The sequence below is a fragment of the Deinococcus aestuarii genome, assembly GCF_018863415.1.
Lineage (GTDB): Bacteria > Deinococcota > Deinococci > Deinococcales > Deinococcaceae > Deinococcus > Deinococcus aestuarii.
This window is the reverse complement of record NZ_JAHKSN010000002.1, coordinates 21,684-39,590: the sequence shown is the minus strand read 5'-3', so window position 1 is coordinate 39,590 and position 17,907 is coordinate 21,684. Positions and strand designations below refer to the sequence as shown.

Below are 17,907 nucleotides of genomic sequence, written 5' to 3'. Positions count from 1 at the left end.
AGTGTAGCTACTCCGTCCCCACCCCATGCCCGTCGTCCCGCTGGTCCAGCCGGAAACCGTGCGGCAGGAAGTCGCGGACGAGGCCGCTCACCACGTCGCCGTGCTGGTTGACGCACACCACGCGGGCCTCGGGGCTGAACTCGAAGAGAATCTGGCGGCACGCCCCACACGGGCTGGCGGGCGGCGTGGCCTCCGAGTAGACCACGAGGTCGGTGAACTCGCGCGCCCCGGCGGTCGCCATCGCCTGCACGGCGCTTTGCTCGGCGCAGCGGGCCAGGCCGTAGCTGGCGTTCTCAACGTTGGCGCCGAAGAAGACCCGCCCATCGGGCGTCCGCAGGGCCGCCCCCACGCGAAACCGGCTGTAGGGCACGTAGGCCTGCCGGAACGCGGTCTGGGCGGCCTCCAGCAGTTGCGGGTCGGGGGTCGGCTGAACGTCACTCACGGAGGCTCTCCTCCTGCACCGGGGGCTCCAGGGCGTCCACGTACGGCGCGCGCTCGACCCGCACCCGCACCACGCGGCGCTGATCGGCCTCCTCGACGGTGAAGGTCCAGCCCTCGTGCAAGAAGCTCTGGCCGACCTCCGGAATGTCCCCGAAGTGGCTCGTCATGAAGCCTGACAGGGTGTCGTACTCGCCGTCGCCGTCTTCCAAGTTGCTGCCCAGCCGCTCCTCGACCTCGCCCACCGTGAGGCTCGCGTCCATCAGGTACAGCCCCTCGCCGAGCACCTCGATCAGCGGCGCCTCGTCCTCGTCGGTCTCGTCGTAGATCTCGCCGACGATCTCCTCCAGCGCGTCCTCCAGCGTCACCAGCCCCGAGGTGCCGCCGAATTCGTCCACCACGATGCTCAGGTGAGACTTCTTCTCGCGCATCTTGGTGAGGAGGTCCTTGATCTTCATGCCCTCGGGCACGAAGAAGACCGGGCGCATGATGTCGGCGATGGTCGTCTCGTCCAGCTCGTTCAGGTGCCGCAGCATGTCCGAGGTGTGCGCGATCCCGACGATGTTGTCGGCGGTGTCCTGATACACGGGCACGCGCGAGTAGCCGTGCTCGGTGTTCACCTCCAGCAACCTTCGCAGCGGGCTCGCCCCGTCCACGACCACCATGTCGATGCGCGGGGTCATGATCTCGCGCACCGTCGTGTCCGAGAGGTCGAAGACGTTGTAGACGAGTTCTTTCTCGTCGTCCTCAAGCACGCCCTCCTGGCTCGACGCGCTGACGATCATGCGGATTTCCTCTTCCGAGTAGGCGGTGTGGTGCCCGGCCACGCCCCGCAGCCCGAAGAGGCGCACCACGCCGTTGCCCATCGCGTTCAGGCCCCGGATGGCCCACTTGAAGACCGTCGTGAAGATCAACAGGGGCCGGGTCACCCACAGCGACACCTGCTCGCTGCGCTGGAGGGCCCAGCTCTTGGGCGCGAGTTCCCCGAAGACGATGTGGAGAACCGTGCTCACCGCGAAGGCGATCCCGAACGAGAGCGCCGTGATCTGTCCTTCCGTGAGCGTGGTGTCGCCGAGCAGCGGGTGGATCAGGTGCTCGATGGCGGGCTCGGCCACGAAGCCGATGCCCAGGGACGCCATCGTGATCCCGAGCTGGGTCGCGGCGATGTACAGGTCGAGATTGTGCAGGGCGCGCTGGGTCGCCCGGGCCGTCTTGTTGCCCTCGTCGGCGAGCTGGTCGATGCGGGTGCGCCGAACGCTGACGAGCGCGAACTCCGCCGCGACGAAAAATCCGTTCACGAGCACGAGGACGAACAGGGCGACGATGCCGAGGAGATCATTCATGAATGGGCGCGCTCCATCGCGCCCCGGCGTTCCGCGCGGCACAAGCTGCCCACCTCTCCTGCCGCACGGGGCAAGGCCGAGGCGTCGGTCGCCGGTAGGGGGGCCACAGCAAAAACGCCGCCCGCAGGCGGAGTTCACCGGGCGTCAGACCAGAGCCAGAACTGGGAGGCTCCATAAGCAAAACAGAGTATACCACTTCGGTCGGGGCAGAATGCGTTTTGCTCTCCATCCGGCAGGCCTGCCGGGAGAACACGCGTGGCAGGCTACCGGACCAGGGCCAGCAGCGGCGGCCCGAGGACGGCCACGCCGACGAGCAGCGCCCCCCCGCTCGCCACGAGCACCGCGCCCGCCGCCGCGTCCTTGGCGACCTTGGCGAGGGGATGCAGGCCAGGGCTGGCGAGGTCCACGACCGCCTCCAGCGCCGTGTTCAGGAGTTCGAGGCTCAGCACGAGCGCGCACGCGAGCAGGATGGGGGCGAGGGGGGCTCGGAGGAAAAGGGCGAGCCCGACCGCCACCACGCCCGCCCAGACCTCGATGCGGAAGTTGGCCTGCACCCGGTAGCTGGAGACGAGACCCGCCCACGCGAAGCCCGCCGAGCGCCACCAGCGCCGCAGGGAGAGGGCCGAGCCGCCCTGCCTCACGCGTCCGCGGGCAGGGCCGCCCGGGCGGCCTCCCAGGCGTCGTGGAAGACCTGCCATTCCTCCCCGGTCGCGCCCTCCTCGAAGCCCAGGCCCTCCGCGTGGGGGTGGTCATGTCCGACGAGGTGGGTCAGGCCGTGGCTGGCGAGGAGGGCGACCTCGCGCGTGAGCGAGTGCCCGCGCGCCGCCGCCTGCCGCCCCGCCGTGTCCAGGCTGATGAAGACGTCCCCGAGGTGCGGCGGCACGAAGGGGTCGCCCGGCTCCCAGGTGGGGAAGCTCAGCACGTCCGTCGGCGCGTCCTCGCCCCAGTGCTCGCGCTTGAGGTCACGGATGGTCCGGTCACCCACGAGCACGACGGTCACCTCGCGGTCCTCCACCCCGAAGTGCCGCATCGCCGCCGCGAGCGAGGCGCGCAGGGCGGGCCGCAGGCCGGGGGGAGGGGTCTTGCGGGCGATGAGGTCGATCACGGGGACCAGAGTAGTGCAGACGGAAGCGGGGGTTGTCCTCCGCGCGGGGAGGCCGGGCCGAGGATTGGACGCCCCCTCCGGCCGCGTGCGGGGGCGAGGCGCGCCGCCTGCGGGCGGTGATGCTGGCGTGCCTGTCCCGAGGGCCCCCCGTGTCTCAGGCGGCTGGACGGTGGCCTGGTCCCCCAGCGTGAAGGGTGCCCCCGCCGAGCAATACACTCCCCCCATGACCCTGACCCTCCCCGACCTCGCCGCCCTCCGGGCCCAGTTCCCGCCCCTCGCCTCGGGCCGCGCGTACCTCGACAACGCGGCGGGGGGGCTCCTCCCCACCCGTTCCATCGCGGCGATCACCGATCACCTGACCCGCTACGGCGCCACGAACGCCCTGCCGGGCCACCGGCCGGGCCGGGACGTGCTCGCCCTCAAACACCGGGCGCGGGAGGGCACCGCCCTCTTCCTGAACGCCAATCCCGAGGACGTGGCCCTCGGCCCCAGCGCGACGGCCCTCGCCTTCCGGCTGTCCGCCGCCTTCGCCCGCTTGTGGGGTCCCGGCGACGAGGTGATCCTGGGCGGCCTGGAACACGAGGCGAACGCGAGCCCCTGGCGCGAGCTGGAGCGGGTGGGCGTGACGGTGAAGGTGTGGCACGCCCGGCCGCCGGAGATGCGGCTGCACCAAGGCGACCTCGGGGCGCTGCTGACCCCCCGGACCCGGCTGGTGGCTGTGACCGGGGCGAGCAACGTCCTGGGGGTGGCGGTGGACGTGCCCGCCGTCGCGGCGCAGGCTCAGGCGGCGGGGGCGTGGACGGTCGTGGACGCCGTGCACACGGCCCCGCACCGTTTCCCCGACGTGCGGGCGTGGGGCGCCGACTTCGTGACCTTCAGCCCCTACAAGGTCTGGGGACCGCACCTGGGCGCCCTGTGGGTCAACCCGGAGTTGCGCCCGACGCTGCCGTGGCCGCGCCTGAGCTTCGTCCCGCCAGGAGACATCACCGGGCTGGAGTACGGCACGCCGCAGTTCGAGCTGCTCGCCGGGTGGCTGGGCACCCTCGACTACCTGCGCGAACTCGGCGGGGGCGAGGCGCTGACCCGCGCGGCGCTGGAGGCGGCCTCGGCCCGCATCGGGGAGCTGGAGCGGCCCGTGGCCGGGCGGCTGCTCGGCGGCCTGCTGGACACCCCCGGCGTGACGGTCTACGGGCCCCGGACGATGGAGGGCCGACTCGGGGCCGTCGCCTTCCGGGTGGAGGGGGAGACGCCGGAGGTCACCGCCGACCGCCTCACCCGGCAGGGGGTGGACGTGGCGGCGGGACACTTCTACGCGGTGCAGCCCCTCAAGGACCTCGGGCTCTACCCCGAGGGGGTGGTGCGGGCGAGCATCGCCCACTACACGGGCCTGGAGGATGTGGAGCGGCTGCTCGCTGGTCTGCGCGGGGGCTGAAGGGCGTATCCCCCGTCTTCTTCAATCCACGCGGGGGGCGGGTTCGTCGTCGAGCGTCTCGCCGGGGCGGGCCTCGTCGGCCCAGACCAACATGCGCGTGAGGCGGGCGTTGCCGAAGGTGGTGGTAAAGGCCACGTCGCTGGCGTCGCGGCCCTGGGCGATGAGGACCCGCCCGATGCGCGGCTGGTTGTGGCGGGCGTCGAAGGTGCGCCACTCGCCGTCGAGGAAGGCCTCGAACCAGGCGTGGAAGTCCATCGGCACGCCGCCCGAGTCGAAGTCGATGTCGGGGAGGTAGCCGCACACGTAGCGGGCGGGGATGTTCAGCGCCCGGCAAAAGGCCACGCCCATGTGGGCGAAGTCGCGGCACACGGCCCGCTTGCTGTCGAAGGCCTGCTTGGCGGTGGTGGTCGAGTTGCTGCCGTAGCCGTACACGCACTCGTCTTGCAGGAAGTCGCTGATCGCCTGCACCTGCGCCCACCCGCCCTGGATGTGTCCGAACCTCTCCCACGCCTCGCCGCTGATCAGGTCGCTGTCCACGTAGCGGCTGGGCAGCAGGTAGGTGATGGTCTCGTCGGGCAACTCCTCGACGAGATGCTTGCGCAGGCCAGGCAGCACCGGGTCGGGGTGGCCCGTCACCTCCGCGATCAGGTCGTGCCCGATCACGAACTCGCCGGGCTGGGCGAGCGTGCGCCAGATCAGGTTGCCGTGCAGGTCGGTGTAGGTGTGGATGCCCTGCGCCTCCCCCAGCATCCGTTCGTCGAGGAGACGCTGGCGGGTGCCGGTGGGCTCCAGGCGGGTGCGGGGCTGCACCACGAACAGCATCGGCGTGGGGTGGCGCACGTCGAAGGTCAGGGAAAAGCCGGCGCGGATGCGCACGGGCTGCTCGATGGGGGCGGGGGAGACTTCAGTCTGGGCATCGAGCGGGGCCATACCCCGACATTGTGCCGTGCCCCGGCCATGAGCCGGATGTGTGGTCTATTCCTTAACCAGCTTGGGCCTCCGGCTGGGCACACCCCCGGCGCGGCCCGCTAGCCTGCGTGTATGAACCGCCTCGCCCGGGAGTCCAGCCCCTACCTCCTCCAGCACGCCGACAACCCGGTGGACTGGTGGCCGTGGGGCCCAGAAGCCTTCGCCGAGGCGAGGCGGCGCGACGTGCCCGTCTTGCTGAGCATCGGCTATTCCACCTGCCACTGGTGCCACGTGATGGCCCACGAGAGCTTCGAGGACGACCGGACCGCCGCCCTGATGAACGAGCACTTCGTCAACATCAAGGTCGACCGCGAGGAGCGCCCCGACGTGGACGCGGTGTACATGACGGCCACCCAACTGATGACCGGGCAGGGCGGCTGGCCGATGACCGTCTTCCTGACCCCGGAGGGCGAACCCTTCTACGCGGGCACCTACTTCCCGCCGGTGGACCGTTACGGGATGCCCGGCTTCCCCCGCCTCCTCGCCAGCGTCGCCCACACCTGGCAGGAGGGCCGCGAAAAGATCGTCGGCAACGCCCAGGCGCTGACCGAACACGTCCGCGAGGCGAGCCGTCCCCGCCCGGGTCAGGGGGAGGGTGAACTCCCCGCCGACTTCCTGCGCCGGGGGGTCGAGAACCTGCGCCGCGTGTTCGACGCCGACCGGGGGGGCTTCGGGCGCGCACCCAAGTTCCCCGCGCCGACCACCCTCGACTTCCTGCTCACCCAGCTCGGCGGGCGTGACATGGCCCTGCACACCCTGCGTCTGATGGGGCGCGGCGGAATTTACGACCAGCTCGGCGGCGGCTTCCACCGCTACTCCGTGGACGACCGCTGGCTGGTCCCCCACTTCGAGAAGATGCTCTACGACAACGCGCAGCTCACCCGCACCCTCCTGCGTGCTTATCAGTCCACCGGGGACGAGGAGTTCGCGCGGCTGGCCCGTGAGACTCTGGCCTACCTGGAACGGGAGCTGCTGTTGCCTGAAGGTGGGTTTTACTCCGCCCAGGACGCCGACACCCAGGGGGTCGAGGGGCTGACCTTCACCTGGACGCCCGCCGAGATTCGGGCGGTGCTGGGCGAGGGGCCGGACGCCGACCTCGTGCTGCGGGTGTACGGCGTGACGGAGGAGGGCAACTTCGAGGACCCCCACCGTCCGGATGCCGGGCGGCGGAGCGTGCTGCACGTACCCACACCGCCTGCTGCCCTCGCCCGCGACCTGGGGGAGTCTGAGGAGAGCCTCACCGCCCGCCTAAACGCCGCCCGCGCCCGTCTCCTCGCCGCACGGCAGGCCCGGCCCCAGCCCGGCACGGACCGGAAGGTCCTCACCTCCTGGAACGGGCTGGCGCTCGCCGCCTTCGCCGACGCGGGGCGAATCCTGGGGGAGGGGCACTCCCTGGAGATCGCCCGGCGCAACGCCGACTTCGTGCGGGAGAGGTTGCGGCTCGAAGACGGCACCCTCTCCCACACCTTCAAGGACGGGGCGGCGCGGGTCGAGGGATTGCTGGAGGATCACGCGCTGTACGGCCTCGGCCTCATCGCGCTGTACCAGGCGGGCGGCGACCTCGCGCACCTGAACTGGGCCCGTGAACTGTGGGAGATCGTCCGCCGCGACTTCTGGGACGAGGAGGCGGGCCTCTTCCGCTCGACCGGGGGGAGGGCCGAGACGCTGCTCACCCGGCAGGCGCAGGGCTTCGACTCCGCCGTCCTCAGCGACAACGCCGCCGCCGCCCTGCTCGGGCTGTGGGTGGGGCGCTACTTCGGGGACGAGGAGGCTGAGCGGCTGTCGCGGATGACGGTGCTGACCTACCGCAGCGACATGCTGGCGGCGGTAAGTGGGTTCGGTGGGCTGTGGCAGGCTGCCGCCTTCCTGGAGGCGCCGCACGTCGAGGTGGCCTTAATCGGGACAGCGGGGGAGAGGGCGCCGCTGGAGCGGGTGGTGGCGCGGTATCCGCTGCCCTTCGCGGCGCTGGCGCCTGCGGAGCGGGGGGAGGGGTTGCCTGTGCTGGAGGGGCGGCCGGGTGGGGGGACGGCGTATGTGTGTGTCGGGCATACGTGCGACCTGCCGACCCGGGAGCCGGGGGTGTTGGAGGGGCAGCTTCGGCGGCTGGAGGGGTGAGGGTTTTGGGGCGGGGCAACTTGCCACGGTTTACCCCCACCCCCCAGCCCCCTCCCCCCAAAGGGGGCAGGGGGAGCGGCGCTGCGCTGAGCAAGGGCACACGGGCGGCGCGGGTGGACGGGTCTTTCCGAACGCAATGTTTGATCTTGTCGCGTCCCAGCCACGTACCCACCGTCTCGCTGCGCGAGCCGACGTGGCCGTGGGCCAGGAGCGTTTAGTCGCCGGCACTTATGGGGCGTCATTGACGTTTTGAACAGCGGAAAGGCTCAAGCTTTTCTCCTCCCTCTCCCCTCGTGGGAGAGGGCCGGGGTGAGGGGGCGTGTGACCCACGCTACCGCCCTTTTCCAGTCAACAGCCGCTCTTTTTGCTCCTCCCCCTTGTGGGGGAGGCTGGGAGGGGGGGTAAACGAAGCGTCCCCAATACCCTCCCCCTACCGCGCCCCCTCCGGCAGCGTGATCAGCTCGTTCTCGCGCACGAAGGCCTCCATGAAGCGGGGCATCACCTCCATCTGGCTGGCGTGGGCACGCAGGGCGCGGAGTTTGGTGTCCTGCTGCCCGCCAGTGAGGCCGAAGCGGGTCCAGGCGAGGTGGCGCCCGCGCGGGGGGATCAGCAGGGGAAAGCCCTCGTGCAGGCCCTTGGGCACGGGCCATTCCAGGCCGCCGTGGACGATCCAGAGCCGCTCGCGGCCCGTCTCGCCGCGCGCCGCGAGAAGCTGGGCCGTGACGAGGCTGGTCGCCACGTGGTCGTGGTGGAAGTCGTGGGTCGAGGGCAGCAGCACCACGTCGGGCCGCACCCGCCCCAGGACCGTGCTCAGGTCGCGCCGCAGGCTGGCGGCGGTGTAGGGGGCGCCGGGCGAGAGGGCCTGCGGGTAGGGCACGCGGGTGGCCCCGGTGTGGGGCGAAACCGTCGGGGCAGACGAGTTGGCCGTCAGCATGTGCAGGAGGGCGCCGTCCGGGTAACCCAGGAAGAACAGGTGACTTGCGGGCACCCCGAGCGCGGCGGCGGCGCGGGTGGCCTCGCGGATGCGGACGCTGCCCAGCGACTCGGAGGCGCGGCCGTAGGGGCGGGGTGTGCGTTCGAGCAGGGCCGCGTCGAGCTCGAAGCCGTCGCCGCTCGTGAGCCACACGATGTAGACCTGCGCCCCGGCGGCGAGGGCCTGCTGCATATTGCCCGCGCAGCACAGCGATTCGTCGTCGGGGTGGGGGCTCACCATCAGCACCCGCTGACCCGCCCGGTAGCCGGGGGCGGGGGGCAGCGCGGCGACCTCGGCGACGGCACGGGGGTAGAGCAGCTTGAGGGCCCCCGTCGAGTTGATCGCGAAGGCGGCGAACAGGGCCGCGAGGAGGACGGCCCCCACCCAGAGGCGGCGGCGCCGTGGCCTCCCCAGCAGTCGGCTCAAGGGCGGCGCACCTCCCGCACCCCCTCCGGCGAGGCGACGAAGGCCAGCTCGGCCATTCCCAGGAAAAAGCCCGTCTCCACCACGCCCAGCGTTCCCTTGACCTGCCGTTCCAGCGCGGCGGGGTCGAAACTCTCCGGCAGCGCCGCGTCGAAGATGTAGTTGCCGTTGTCGGTCACGTACGGCTGGGCGCCGGGTTGCCGCAGCCGCCCTCCCAGCCCCAGGGCCCGCAGCCGCTCGATGGTCGAGAGGAAGCCGAAGCGCGCGATCTCCACGGGGAGGGGGGCTTTCTCCCCCAGCCGCGAGACGACCTTGGTGTGGTCGGCGATGATGACGAGTCGCCTAGCCTGTACCTCGGTCAGCTTCTCGCGCAGGAGGGCGCCGCCGAGGCCCTTAATCAGGTTCAGCCCCGGGTCGATCTCGTCCGCCCCGTCGATGGCGAGGTCGAGGGGCCGGGGGTCGAGGGGCTCGACCGGGATACCGAGGTCACGGGCCAGCGCCTCCGAGGCCTCGCTCGTCGCCACGCCCACGATGTTCCTCACCTCGCCTGCCGCGAGCCGCCGCCCGAGTTCCTGGATCGCATACTTCGCGGTGCTGCCCGTGCCCAGGCCGACCCGCATGCCGCTCTCGACCAGCAGGGCGGCGCGGATCGCGGCCTGTTCCTTCAACCCCTCCAGGTCAGGCATCGCGCCCCTGACGGTCGGCGTCGATGGCGGCGGCTACCGCGTCGGCGTGGCCCTCGACCTGCACGGTGGGCCAGACCTGCACGAGCCTCCCGTCCGGGCCGATCAAGAAGGTCGCCCGGCGCACGCCCTCCGTCACCTTGCCGAAGCTGTTCTTCGGGCCGTAGGCGCCCACCGTCTTCAGGAAGGCGGCGTCCTCGTCGGTCAGCAGGGGGAAGGGCAGGCCGTACTTCTCCCCGAAGGCGCGGTGGCTCTCGGCGTCGTCGCGGCTCACGCCGAGGATGGCGGCGCCGTGGGCCTTGAGGAGGGCGCTGTCGCGGAAGTCGCACGCCTCCCGCGTGCAGCCGGGGGTGTCGTCCTTGGGATAGGCATAGAGCACCACGTAGCGGCCCGCGTAGTCGGCGAGGCGGTGGGTGCGCCCGTCAGCGTCGGGGAGGGTGAAGCTGGGGAAGGGTTCGCCGGGGGTGAGGGTGGGCGTGGCCTGGGTCATATCTCAGAGCGTAACGGAAAGGTGGCCCCACACCGTTCAGGTTGGACCCGGCGGATGAAGTCCGGTTTACGTTTCTTAGCCCCCAGCGCGTATTCTGAGCGCGTGAAGCTCGCCCCCTACATCGACCACACGCTGCTCAAGGCGACCGCCACGCCCGCCGACATCCGCCTCCTGTGCGCCGAGGCGCGCGAGCATACCTTCTACGCCGTCTGCGTGAACCCAGTTTACGTCCCCCTCGCAGTGGCCGAGCTGGAGGGCTCCGGGGTCAAGGTGGCGACCGTGTGCGGCTTCCCCCTGGGCGCGACCCTGGGCGAGCAGAAGGCGGTCGAGGCGCGGCTGAGCGTCGAGGCGGGCGCGGACGAGGTGGATATGGTCATCCACATCGGCGCGGCGCTGGAGGGCGACTGGGACGCCGTGGAGGCCGACGTGCGGGCGGTGCGGCGGGCGATTCCCGACTCGGTGCTCAAGGTCATCATCGAGACCTGCTATCTCGACGACGAGCAGAAGCGCGCGGCGACCGAGGCGGCGGTCCTGGGCGGGGCCGACTTCGTGAAGACCTCGACGGGCTTCGGAACGGGGGGGGCGACGGTGGAGGACGTGCGCCTGATGGCCGAGGTCATCGCGGGCCGGGCGGCGATCAAGGCGGCGGGCGGTGTGAGGACCCCCGAGGACGCGCGGCTCATGATCGAGGCGGGCGCGACCCGGCTGGGCACCTCGGGCGGCGTGGCCCTGGTGGCGGGCGAGCAGACGGGGGCGGGGTACTAGCGTGGCGCCGGATGTCATCCTCGCCTCGGGCAGTCCCCGGCGGCGCGAACTGCTGGGCAACCTCGGCGTGACGTTCCGGATCGTCGTGAGCGGCGCGGACGAGGAGAGTCCCGAGACGGACCCGGCGCGGCTGGCGGGCGACCTCGCTGCGCTCAAGGCGGCTTCCGTCGCACGTGAGCATCCCGGCGCGGTCGTGATCGCCGCCGACACCGTGGTCGCGGCGGACGGCGCCCTCCTCGCCAAGCCGCTGGATGAGGCGGAGAACCGCGCCTTTCTCCGGCAGCTTTCGGGCCGCACCCATCAGGTCTACACCGGGGTCACCGTCGCCTCTCCGGGGGGCACGGCGGGCGGCGTCGAGCGCACGGACGTCACCTTCCGCGACCTGACCGACGCCGAAGTTGCCCATTACGCCCGCACCGGGGAGGGCCTCGACAAGGCGGGCGGGTACGGCATCCAGGGGGTCGGGATGGCGCTCGTCTCCCGCATCGACGGCGACTACTCGAACGTGGTGGGCTTTCCGCTCGGGCTGGTGATCCGCCTGATGCGTGAGGCGGGCGTCCCCGTCTGGGGCGAGGCCGCCGGGGTGAGAGAGGTGCGCGGGGCGCTGTGAGGGGCTTCCGGGAACTGCTGCTGCTGTACGCGGCGCTTCTGCTCGTGAGCATGGTCGCCACCCGCTTCCAGGTCGTCGCGCCAACCGCGCTGAGCGCGGCGACCGCACCCGTCACCCGCGTCGTGCTCGCCGCCACCGACAACGTGCGCCGGGCCTACACGAACGTGGTGCAGGAGCGCAATCTCGCGGGGGAGGTGCAGTCCCTCCGGCGCCAGAACGACGCCCTGGCCCAGCGCAACGAGCTGCTCGCCCGCGAGGTCGCCCGGCTGCGGCAGGTCGTGCAGATTCGCGCGACCCAGGCGCCCAACGCCGTCGGCCTCGCGCAGGTCGTGGCGGTGGACCCCAGCCCCCTGCTCGCCCGCCTGACCCTCAACCGGGGCAGCGCGGACGGGGTGCGGATGCGGATGCCCGTCACCGTCCCCGCCGGGCTCGTCGGGCAGGTCGTGGGGGTCAGCGGGCGCCGCGCGACGGTGATCGGCCTGGTGGACCCCGAGAGCAGCGTCGGCGTCACCCTAGAGGGGAACCGGGGCGGGCGCGGCCTCGCCGTGGGATTGCCGCCCGATAGGTTGCGCGCCCAGTTCTCGCGCAGCGTGCCCGTCAAGCCGGGGGACGTGCTCGTCACGAGCAGCCTCGGCGGCGTGTACCCGGTCGGCATCCGGGTGGGCACCGTCGAGCGGGTGCTGCCGCTCGGGCCCAACGACGTGAACCGCACGGTCGTCGTCAAGCCCGCCGTGGACGTCGGCGCGGTCGAGGACGTGACCCTGCTGGAGGGGTTGTGACGCGCGCCCGCCTGCCCGCGCTCGCGGTCGGCACCCCGGGTCGCCCGGTGCTGTACGTCCTCTACGCCCTGATCCTGATCACGGTGCAGGGTGCCCTCTCCCGGCTCCTCGACGGCTCGCCCGTGCCGCCGCCCAACCTCTTCCTGCTGACGGGCGTGGCGCTGGTGTGGCGGCTCTCGCCCACCGTCGCGCTCCTCGGGGCGTATGGGGTGGGGCTCGCCCAGGACGTGCTCGGCGGCGGGGCGCTGGGCCTGCACGCGGCGGGGGTGGCGGGCGGGGTGCTCCTTGTCCTGACCGTGCGGCGCCTCGTCGTGGATTCGGGGGTGATCCAGGGGGTGGTGACCGTTCTCGCGGCCACGGCGGGGCAGTGGCTCGCCTTCCTGTTCCTGACGTACTGGCTCAGATCGGACCTCGTGACGACCGATACACTGATCCGGACCGTGCCCCTCGCCTTCCTGACGACCTTGATCGCCTATCCGCTCTGGGAGCGGGTGGTGAACTGGGCTCTCGGGCCGCGCGCCGGGTCTCAGCGAGGGCTCGGATGAGCCGGGCCGGGGACAGTTTCGACCGCCGCTCGCGGCTGCGCCGGAGGGCGGGCGGGCGCAGGCGGGCGGGCGAACACTCCGCCGCCGGGGCCCTCCCCGTCCGGCTGCTGGCGCTGGGCTTCAGCCTGGGGCTCGCGGTGCTCGGCGGGCGGCTCTTCCAGCTTCAGGTCACGCGGCACGACGAGTTCGCGGTGCAGTCGGCGAGCAACTTCCAGCGCGACGAGGTGGTGCGCGCCCTGCGCGGCGAGATTCGCACGCGCGACGGCGTGCTCCTCGCCACCAACCGCCTCGCCGTCGATCTGGTGTACACCGGCAGGCGCAACCCGCAAGACCCCGCCCAGGCCATCCCCGCCTGGGAGCGGATTCAGGCCCTCGCCGGGGTCAGGCCCGACGTGCTCGTGAACGGGCAGCCGCGCGAGCCCGACCCCGAGAAGGAGACCGCGACCGTCCTCGCCCGCAACGTGCCGCAAGACCGCCTCGCCGCCCTGTACGAGTACACGGTCCTCGTCCCCAGCCTGGAGCTGCGCGAGCGGGTCGAGCGCGTCTATCCGGAGGGCAAGATGGCCGCGCACCTCCTCGGGTACGTGCTGGAGGCGAACCGTCGCCAGGTCGAGGAGGAGGGCTACACGGTCGGCGACATGGTGGGCGTCTCCGGGCTGGAGTACAGCCAGCAATCGGTCCTGGCGGGCGTGAACGGCCTGCGCCGCCGCGAGGTGACGGCGAACGGGCGCCCCCTCACCGAGCGGGTGATCGACCCCGGGCGCCAGGGCAAAGACCTCACCCTCACCATCGACAGCACCCTCCAGCGGGCCGCCGAATCCGTGCTGCGCGAGGGGCTCGCCGACGTGAACCGGGGCCGCGCCGCGCACGGGGGCCGCCCCGACCCCTACGCGCGCGGCGCCGTCATCGCCATCGACCCGCGCACGAACGAGGTGCTGGCGATGGCGAGCAGCCCCACCTTCGACCCCAACTGGTTCTCGCGGGTGCCCGGCCCCGACCCGGTGGCGAAACGCTGGGCGGTGGACCCCAACCGCCCGGACGCGGCGCTCGACGCCGTGACGAGCAACCGGGTGGTGCAGGCGTACAACCCCGGCAGCGTGTTCAAGCTCACCTCCACCATCGCCTTCGTGGAGAAGTGGGGCAACTTCACCACGAACTGTTCCCCGGTGTACTACTTCGGGCGGGCGGCCTTCCGCAACTGGGCGTCCTACAGCCTGGGGCCGGTGGACGGGCGCAAGGCCATCGCCTTTTCCTGCAACCCGTGGTTTTACACCTCGGCGGTCAAGGCGGGCCCGACCGGGTACTCCCGGCAGCTCAAGGCGCGCGCCACCGAACTCGGCTTCCGCTCGCCCACCGGCCTCGAACTCGTCGGCGAGAAGCTGGGCGACGTGCCCGACCGGGACGACTACACCAGCAACGAGCACCCCTGGTACGAGGGCTCGGGCCTGAACATGAGCATCGGCCAGGGGGACGTGCTCGTCACGCCCGCCCAGCTCGTCTCGGTGATGTCCACCATCATCAACGACGGGATGAAGCGGCCCCTCACGGTCCTCAAGGCGGTCGGAGACGAGCCCGTCGCCCGCAAGCCCGCCGTCAGCGTGGTGAAGAACGGCAACACCGAGATTTTCAAGTTCGTCAAGGAGGGCATGTCCTGGGTGACGAGCATCCGCACGGGCACCGCCCGCCACGAGGTCGGCCCGCTGCTCTTCCCCGTCCGCACGGGCGGCAAGACGGGCACGGCGGAAAACGGGTTGTCGCGCCGCTACAACTACGCCTACACCCACGCCTGGTACGAGGGCTACGGGCCGCTGGAGAACCCCAACTTCGCCGTCGTCACCTTCTTCCAGAACGGGGGAGAGGGTTCGGGCCCGGCGCTCAAAGCTGCCAAGAAGATGTTCGCCGCGCGCTGGTGTGTCACGCTGGACGAGCGGGGGAGTGCGCTGCCGCTGGACGCCCAGCAGCCGTGCACCGGGGAACTCGACCAGATGCACAAGGTCTACAAGGTTCGGGCCCAGCGGGAGGCGGCGCAGCAGGCGGGGGCGGAGGAGGAGTAGGGCTGGGAGGGGGCTGGGAGGCGTTGGGCGGCTACCCCCCTCCCAGCCTCCCCCACAAGGGGGGAGGAGCTAAAAACATAGGGCGTGAGGGGGTGTGTCACCTCCACGCTGAGCGAAAGAGAATACCCCCTCTTGTGGCCCGGAAGAGGCGAGCTTTTCCAGCTTTCCTGATGGCAGGCTAGAGGCGCTGGAGCTTTCTATTCCTCCTCCCCCCTTGTGGGGGAGGCCGGGAAGGGGGGTAACCGCCCAATCCCTCCCCGAACCACAGGAAACAAAAAGCCTCCAACAAACGGGCGAGGCGGCCCGCAGCCAACCCCGCCCCCACCCATACCCCGCCCTACTCCACCCGCGTCTCCAGCATGATCTCGCTGTTCAGGCTCGCCGCCACCGAGCAGTATTTCTCGTGGCTGAGGTGCGCCGCCCGGCTCAGCGCGTCCCCGGTGAGCCCTTCGCCGCTGGCGATGTGGCGCACGGTGATGCGGGTGTAGCGCTTCGGGGTGGTCTCCGCCCGCTCGCCCTCGACCTCGACCCGGTAGGAGGTCAGCGGCGTGCGGCGCTTTTTCATGATCTCCACGATGTCGTAGGCGGTGCAGGTGGCGAGGGCCCCGAGCAGGGCCTCCATCGGGGAGACGCCCACCTTGACGGGGCTGTTGTCGATCAGAAGCTGGTGCCCGCTCTCGCTGACGCCGACGTAGCGCTGCTCGCCGAGCCAGGTGACGTGCATGGTCTTTTTCAGGAGGTCGGCCATACGTGCAGGGTAGACCATTTGTTGGTGGGGGGCGAAGAGGGAGGGGGACGGGACTTCCACCCCCTCCCCCCTTGCTCCCCGCGTCCGCGGCCCGGTTCAGCGGTGCTGGCCCAGGTCGCCCTTCAGGGTGTAGACCTGGCCCCGGCTGTCCCGGAAGCTCAGGGTAAAGGCCCCCGAGGTGGGCAGCGTCCGGGCGTCGAAGGTGTAGAACACCACGCCGAGGTTTCTGGACTCGGCCTCGCCGCTCGGGAGGGTGAAGTTGTCGCGGTAGGGACCGTCGAGGACGGGGGACGCGGTGTGGGTCCGCCCGGCGACCGTCAGGGTGGCGGGTTTGTAGAAGTCGAGGTAGCTCTTGGCCCGGTCCTCGTCGAAGGTCACGCGGTCGGTGCGGTAGGCCCGCTGCCACTGCTCCTCTTCCTCCTCCACCGGGTAGGGGCTGTGCGAGTACACGCGGAAGGTCAGTTTCCCGCCGAGCCCCCGGGCCAGGGCGGCGGCCTGCTCCCCGGTCATCGGCTTGGCCTCCAGGTGCGAGAGGTAGGTCTCGTACCGGACCCGCTCGAAGGGCGTGCTGATCACCACGCCGTCGATCTCGGGCGAGCCGGGGCGCAGGATGATGTCGTCGTTGTACGCCCGCAGCAGATATCCCCCCAGGACGTACCCGCCCTCCTTGACGCTCATCGCGTCGCCCTCGGCCCTGGCCTGACCCACCTGCGCCGCGCTCAGGGAGGGAATCCAGGCGTGGGCCGGGCCCGCCAGCGTCAGGGCCCACAGGGCAGCCCCCAGCCGCCGCGCCCGGGCCGGGCGATCAGGGAAGGGCATAGATGGCGATCCGGCCCGTCACGTTCTTCGAGCCCGAGCCCACGGCCCCCTTGGACGTGTTGCCCGCCGCGACGGCGAGGTACTGCTTGCCGTTCACGAGGTAGGTCGAGACCCCGCCGCCGATCAGCGCCTTGTCCACGTTGTCCTTGAAGAGGACCTTGCCGCTCCGCGCGTCGAGGGCGAAGAGGGTGCCGTTCATCGCGCCGCCCAGCACGAGGTTCCCGGCGGTGGTCGTGAGGCCGCCGATGATGCGGATGCCGGGAGTGCTGTAGCGCCAGATTTCCCTGCCGCTCAGGGCGTCGAAGGCGACGACGTTGCCGATGGCCTTTTCCGCCGGGTCGAGCTGCATCGCGCCGCCGAAGAACAGTTGCCCCTTGATGAGCCGGACCTCGCCCAGCTTCACCACACCGCACCAGTCCACGGCGGGCACGACCAGGGTCGCGTTCGCCGCGTGGTAGGAGGGCCCCGACCACTGCGAGCCCGCGCTGTAGTTCGGGCAGATCGCCAGCCCCTCGCGGGTGGTGGGCTTTTCCTGATTCGTGACCTTGATCATCGGCTGCTTGAACGCCTGGGTCTGCTGGCTGTCGTCGTACCCGAACAGCCACCCGGCCTTGGTCGCCACCGCCAGGCGCCGCTCGCCGCCCAGGTCGTAGAGCACGGGCGCGGCGGCGGTGTCGTAGTCCTTGTCGTCGTTGGGAATCTGCTGGTAGTGGTGGCTGTACTGGCCCGTCCTCGCGTCGAGCACCGTCACCGTGTTCGTGAAGAGGTTGTCGCCGGGCCGGTACTGGGCCGCGAAGTCGGGGGCCGGGTTCCCCACCGAGAAGTAGAGCTTGCCCGACTGCGGGTCGAGCGTGTAGCTCGTCCAGACGCTGCCCCCGCCCGTCACGGTCGCGTCTGCGCGCTTCCAGGTGTCGGCGCCGAGCTGGTTGCCGGTGGGAATCAGGTCGAAGCTCCAGGCCTTCTGGCCGGTCTTGGCGTCGAAGGCGTACATCTTGGCCTTGATGCCCCAGTCGGCCCCCGCGTCCCCGATGTAGACCTTGCCGTCGTAGTAGATCGGCGCGGAGCTCAGGAAGTACCCCACCGAGGAGTCCTCCACCTTGGTGTTCCACAGCTCCCTGCCCGTTCCGGCGTCCAGCGCGATCAGCCGGGCGTCGGGCGTGCCCCGGTACAGCACCCCGTCCGCGATGGCGAGGCCCCGGTTGGTCGTGAGCACCGAAGAGTCCTCGGTCAGGTGCTTGTGGGTCCACAGCGGCTTGCAGGTCGTGGCGTCGATGGCGAAGGTGCGGTACATCTGCGTGAAGAAGATGACCCCCTTGTACACCTGCGGCGTGACCTGAAAGCCCCCGTCGTCCCCCGTGTCGAAGGTGCAGAGCCGCCGCAGCCCCGCCACGTTCTCGGTGTTGATCTGCTCCAGCGGCGAGTACCGCTGGCCCTTGTACCCCTTGTTGTACATCAGCCAGGAGTCGGTCGCCTCGTCGGCCCGGTTCAGCTCCTCCTGGGTGGGCCCCACCACCGCCCACGCCGAGCCCAACAGCAGCGCCCCGCACAGCCCCCACCGCCTGGGGAGCCCTCCGCGCCTCGCCCCTTTCGTCATACGTCCCTCCTCGCCCCGTCCC

Annotated in this window: 18 protein-coding genes; 7 read left to right on the top strand and 11 right to left on the bottom strand. The window is 71.1% G+C overall.

The annotated features are described in order from the left end of the window. Window positions 1-7 precede the first annotated feature (7 nt). From cdd to ybeY, 4 genes are all read right to left on the bottom strand, one after another. The gene (cdd, locus tag IC605_RS03255) at window positions 8-442 is read right to left on the bottom strand and encodes a cytidine deaminase (RefSeq protein ID WP_216318956.1); all 435 of its coding nucleotides are present in this window, start codon (window positions 440-442) and stop codon (window positions 8-10) included. Next, window positions 435-1,781, bottom strand: a complete 1,347-nt coding sequence (locus IC605_RS03250) for a hemolysin family protein (protein ID WP_216318953.1) — start codon at window positions 1,779-1,781, stop codon at window positions 435-437. Before IC605_RS03250 ends, cdd begins: the two co-directional genes overlap by 8 nt. 263 nt (window positions 1,782-2,044) lie before the next feature. Beyond that, on the bottom strand, window positions 2,045-2,422 hold the full coding sequence (locus tag IC605_RS03245; protein WP_216318950.1) for a diacylglycerol kinase: 378 nt from the start codon (window positions 2,420-2,422) through the stop codon (window positions 2,045-2,047). After that, on the bottom strand, window positions 2,419-2,886 hold the full coding sequence (gene ybeY, locus IC605_RS03240) for an rRNA maturation RNase YbeY (RefSeq protein WP_216318947.1): 468 nt from the start codon (window positions 2,884-2,886) through the stop codon (window positions 2,419-2,421). The genes IC605_RS03245 and ybeY overlap by 4 nt, the downstream gene beginning before the upstream one ends. A gap of 223 nt (window positions 2,887-3,109) precedes the next feature. On the opposite strand from ybeY, the gene IC605_RS03235 reads away from it, so the two are divergent. Next, window positions 3,110-4,318 carry a cysteine desulfurase-like protein gene (locus IC605_RS03235; protein ID WP_216318944.1) on the top strand — a complete coding sequence of 403 codons (1,209 nt, stop codon included), beginning with the start codon at window positions 3,110-3,112 and terminating at the stop codon, window positions 4,316-4,318. 21 nt (window positions 4,319-4,339) lie between these two features. Here IC605_RS03235 and IC605_RS03230 read toward each other — a convergent pair whose 3' ends face one another. Continuing rightward, the gene (locus tag IC605_RS03230; protein ID WP_216318942.1) at window positions 4,340-5,248 is read right to left on the bottom strand and encodes a transglutaminase-like domain-containing protein; all 909 of its coding nucleotides are present in this window, start codon (window positions 5,246-5,248) and stop codon (window positions 4,340-4,342) included. A 111-nt stretch (window positions 5,249-5,359) separates the two neighbouring features. Here IC605_RS03230 and IC605_RS03225 point away from each other — a divergent pair, with 111 nt between their 5' ends. Then, on the top strand, window positions 5,360-7,402 hold the full coding sequence (locus tag IC605_RS03225; protein ID WP_216318938.1) for a thioredoxin domain-containing protein: 2,043 nt from the start codon (window positions 5,360-5,362) through the stop codon (window positions 7,400-7,402). Window positions 7,403-7,832: 430 nt separating this feature from the next. Here the strand turns inward: IC605_RS03225 and IC605_RS03220 are convergent, their stop codons facing one another. Genes IC605_RS03220 through prxQ form a run of 3 tightly spaced genes read right to left on the bottom strand, consistent with a single transcriptional unit; the run spans window position 7,833 to window position 9,971 of the window. Then, a complete protein-coding gene (locus IC605_RS03220) occupies window positions 7,833-8,801 on the bottom strand; it encodes a PIG-L deacetylase family protein (protein ID WP_216318935.1) in 969 nt (322 codons plus the stop codon). Continuing rightward, complete coding sequence (gene rpiA, locus IC605_RS03215) at window positions 8,798-9,484, bottom strand: ribose 5-phosphate isomerase A (protein WP_216318931.1); 687 nt, start codon at window positions 9,482-9,484, stop codon at window positions 8,798-8,800. Before rpiA ends, IC605_RS03220 begins: the two co-directional genes overlap by 4 nt. After that, window positions 9,477-9,971: a thioredoxin-dependent peroxiredoxin PrxQ gene (gene prxQ / locus IC605_RS03210; protein ID WP_216318927.1), complete on the bottom strand. Its 495-nt coding sequence runs from the start codon at window positions 9,969-9,971 to the stop codon at window positions 9,477-9,479. Before prxQ ends, rpiA begins: the two co-directional genes overlap by 8 nt. A gap of 102 nt (window positions 9,972-10,073) precedes the next feature. Between prxQ and deoC the strand changes: the two genes are divergently transcribed. Genes deoC through IC605_RS03185 form a run of 5 tightly spaced genes read left to right on the top strand, consistent with a single transcriptional unit; the run spans window position 10,074 to window position 14,724 of the window. Then, window positions 10,074-10,736, top strand: a complete 663-nt coding sequence (gene deoC / locus IC605_RS03205; protein WP_216318923.1) for a deoxyribose-phosphate aldolase — start codon at window positions 10,074-10,076, stop codon at window positions 10,734-10,736. A gap of 1 nt (window position 10,737) precedes the next feature. Then, window positions 10,738-11,346 (top strand): Maf family nucleotide pyrophosphatase, encoded by a 609-nt coding sequence (locus IC605_RS03200; RefSeq protein WP_216318920.1) that lies wholly within the window; start codon window positions 10,738-10,740, stop codon window positions 11,344-11,346. Continuing rightward, window positions 11,343-12,125 carry a rod shape-determining protein MreC gene (mreC, locus tag IC605_RS03195; RefSeq protein WP_216318917.1) on the top strand — a complete coding sequence of 261 codons (783 nt, stop codon included), beginning with the start codon at window positions 11,343-11,345 and terminating at the stop codon, window positions 12,123-12,125. Before IC605_RS03200 ends, mreC begins: the two co-directional genes overlap by 4 nt. Continuing rightward, window positions 12,122-12,670, top strand: coding sequence for a Rod shape-determining protein MreD (locus IC605_RS03190; protein ID WP_343216489.1), 549 nt, complete (start codon window positions 12,122-12,124; stop codon window positions 12,668-12,670). Before mreC ends, IC605_RS03190 begins: the two co-directional genes overlap by 4 nt. Continuing rightward, window positions 12,667-14,724, top strand: coding sequence for a peptidoglycan D,D-transpeptidase FtsI family protein (locus IC605_RS03185; protein ID WP_216318914.1), 2,058 nt, complete (start codon window positions 12,667-12,669; stop codon window positions 14,722-14,724). The genes IC605_RS03190 and IC605_RS03185 overlap by 4 nt, the downstream gene beginning before the upstream one ends. 337 nt (window positions 14,725-15,061) lie before the next feature. Here the strand turns inward: IC605_RS03185 and IC605_RS03180 are convergent, their stop codons facing one another. The 3 genes from IC605_RS03180 to IC605_RS03170 form a co-directional block, all read right to left on the bottom strand. Then, entirely contained in the window at window positions 15,062-15,460 is a 399-nt protein-coding gene (locus IC605_RS03180) for an OsmC family protein (protein WP_216320236.1), read from the bottom strand. A 108-nt stretch (window positions 15,461-15,568) separates the two neighbouring features. Then, window positions 15,569-16,291: a hypothetical protein gene (locus IC605_RS03175; RefSeq protein ID WP_216318911.1), complete on the bottom strand. Its 723-nt coding sequence runs from the start codon at window positions 16,289-16,291 to the stop codon at window positions 15,569-15,571. Then, on the bottom strand, window positions 16,278-17,885 hold the full coding sequence (locus tag IC605_RS03170) for a pyrroloquinoline quinone-dependent dehydrogenase (protein WP_216318908.1): 1,608 nt from the start codon (window positions 17,883-17,885) through the stop codon (window positions 16,278-16,280). The genes IC605_RS03175 and IC605_RS03170 overlap by 14 nt, the downstream gene beginning before the upstream one ends. Window positions 17,886-17,907: the final 22 nt, after the last annotated feature.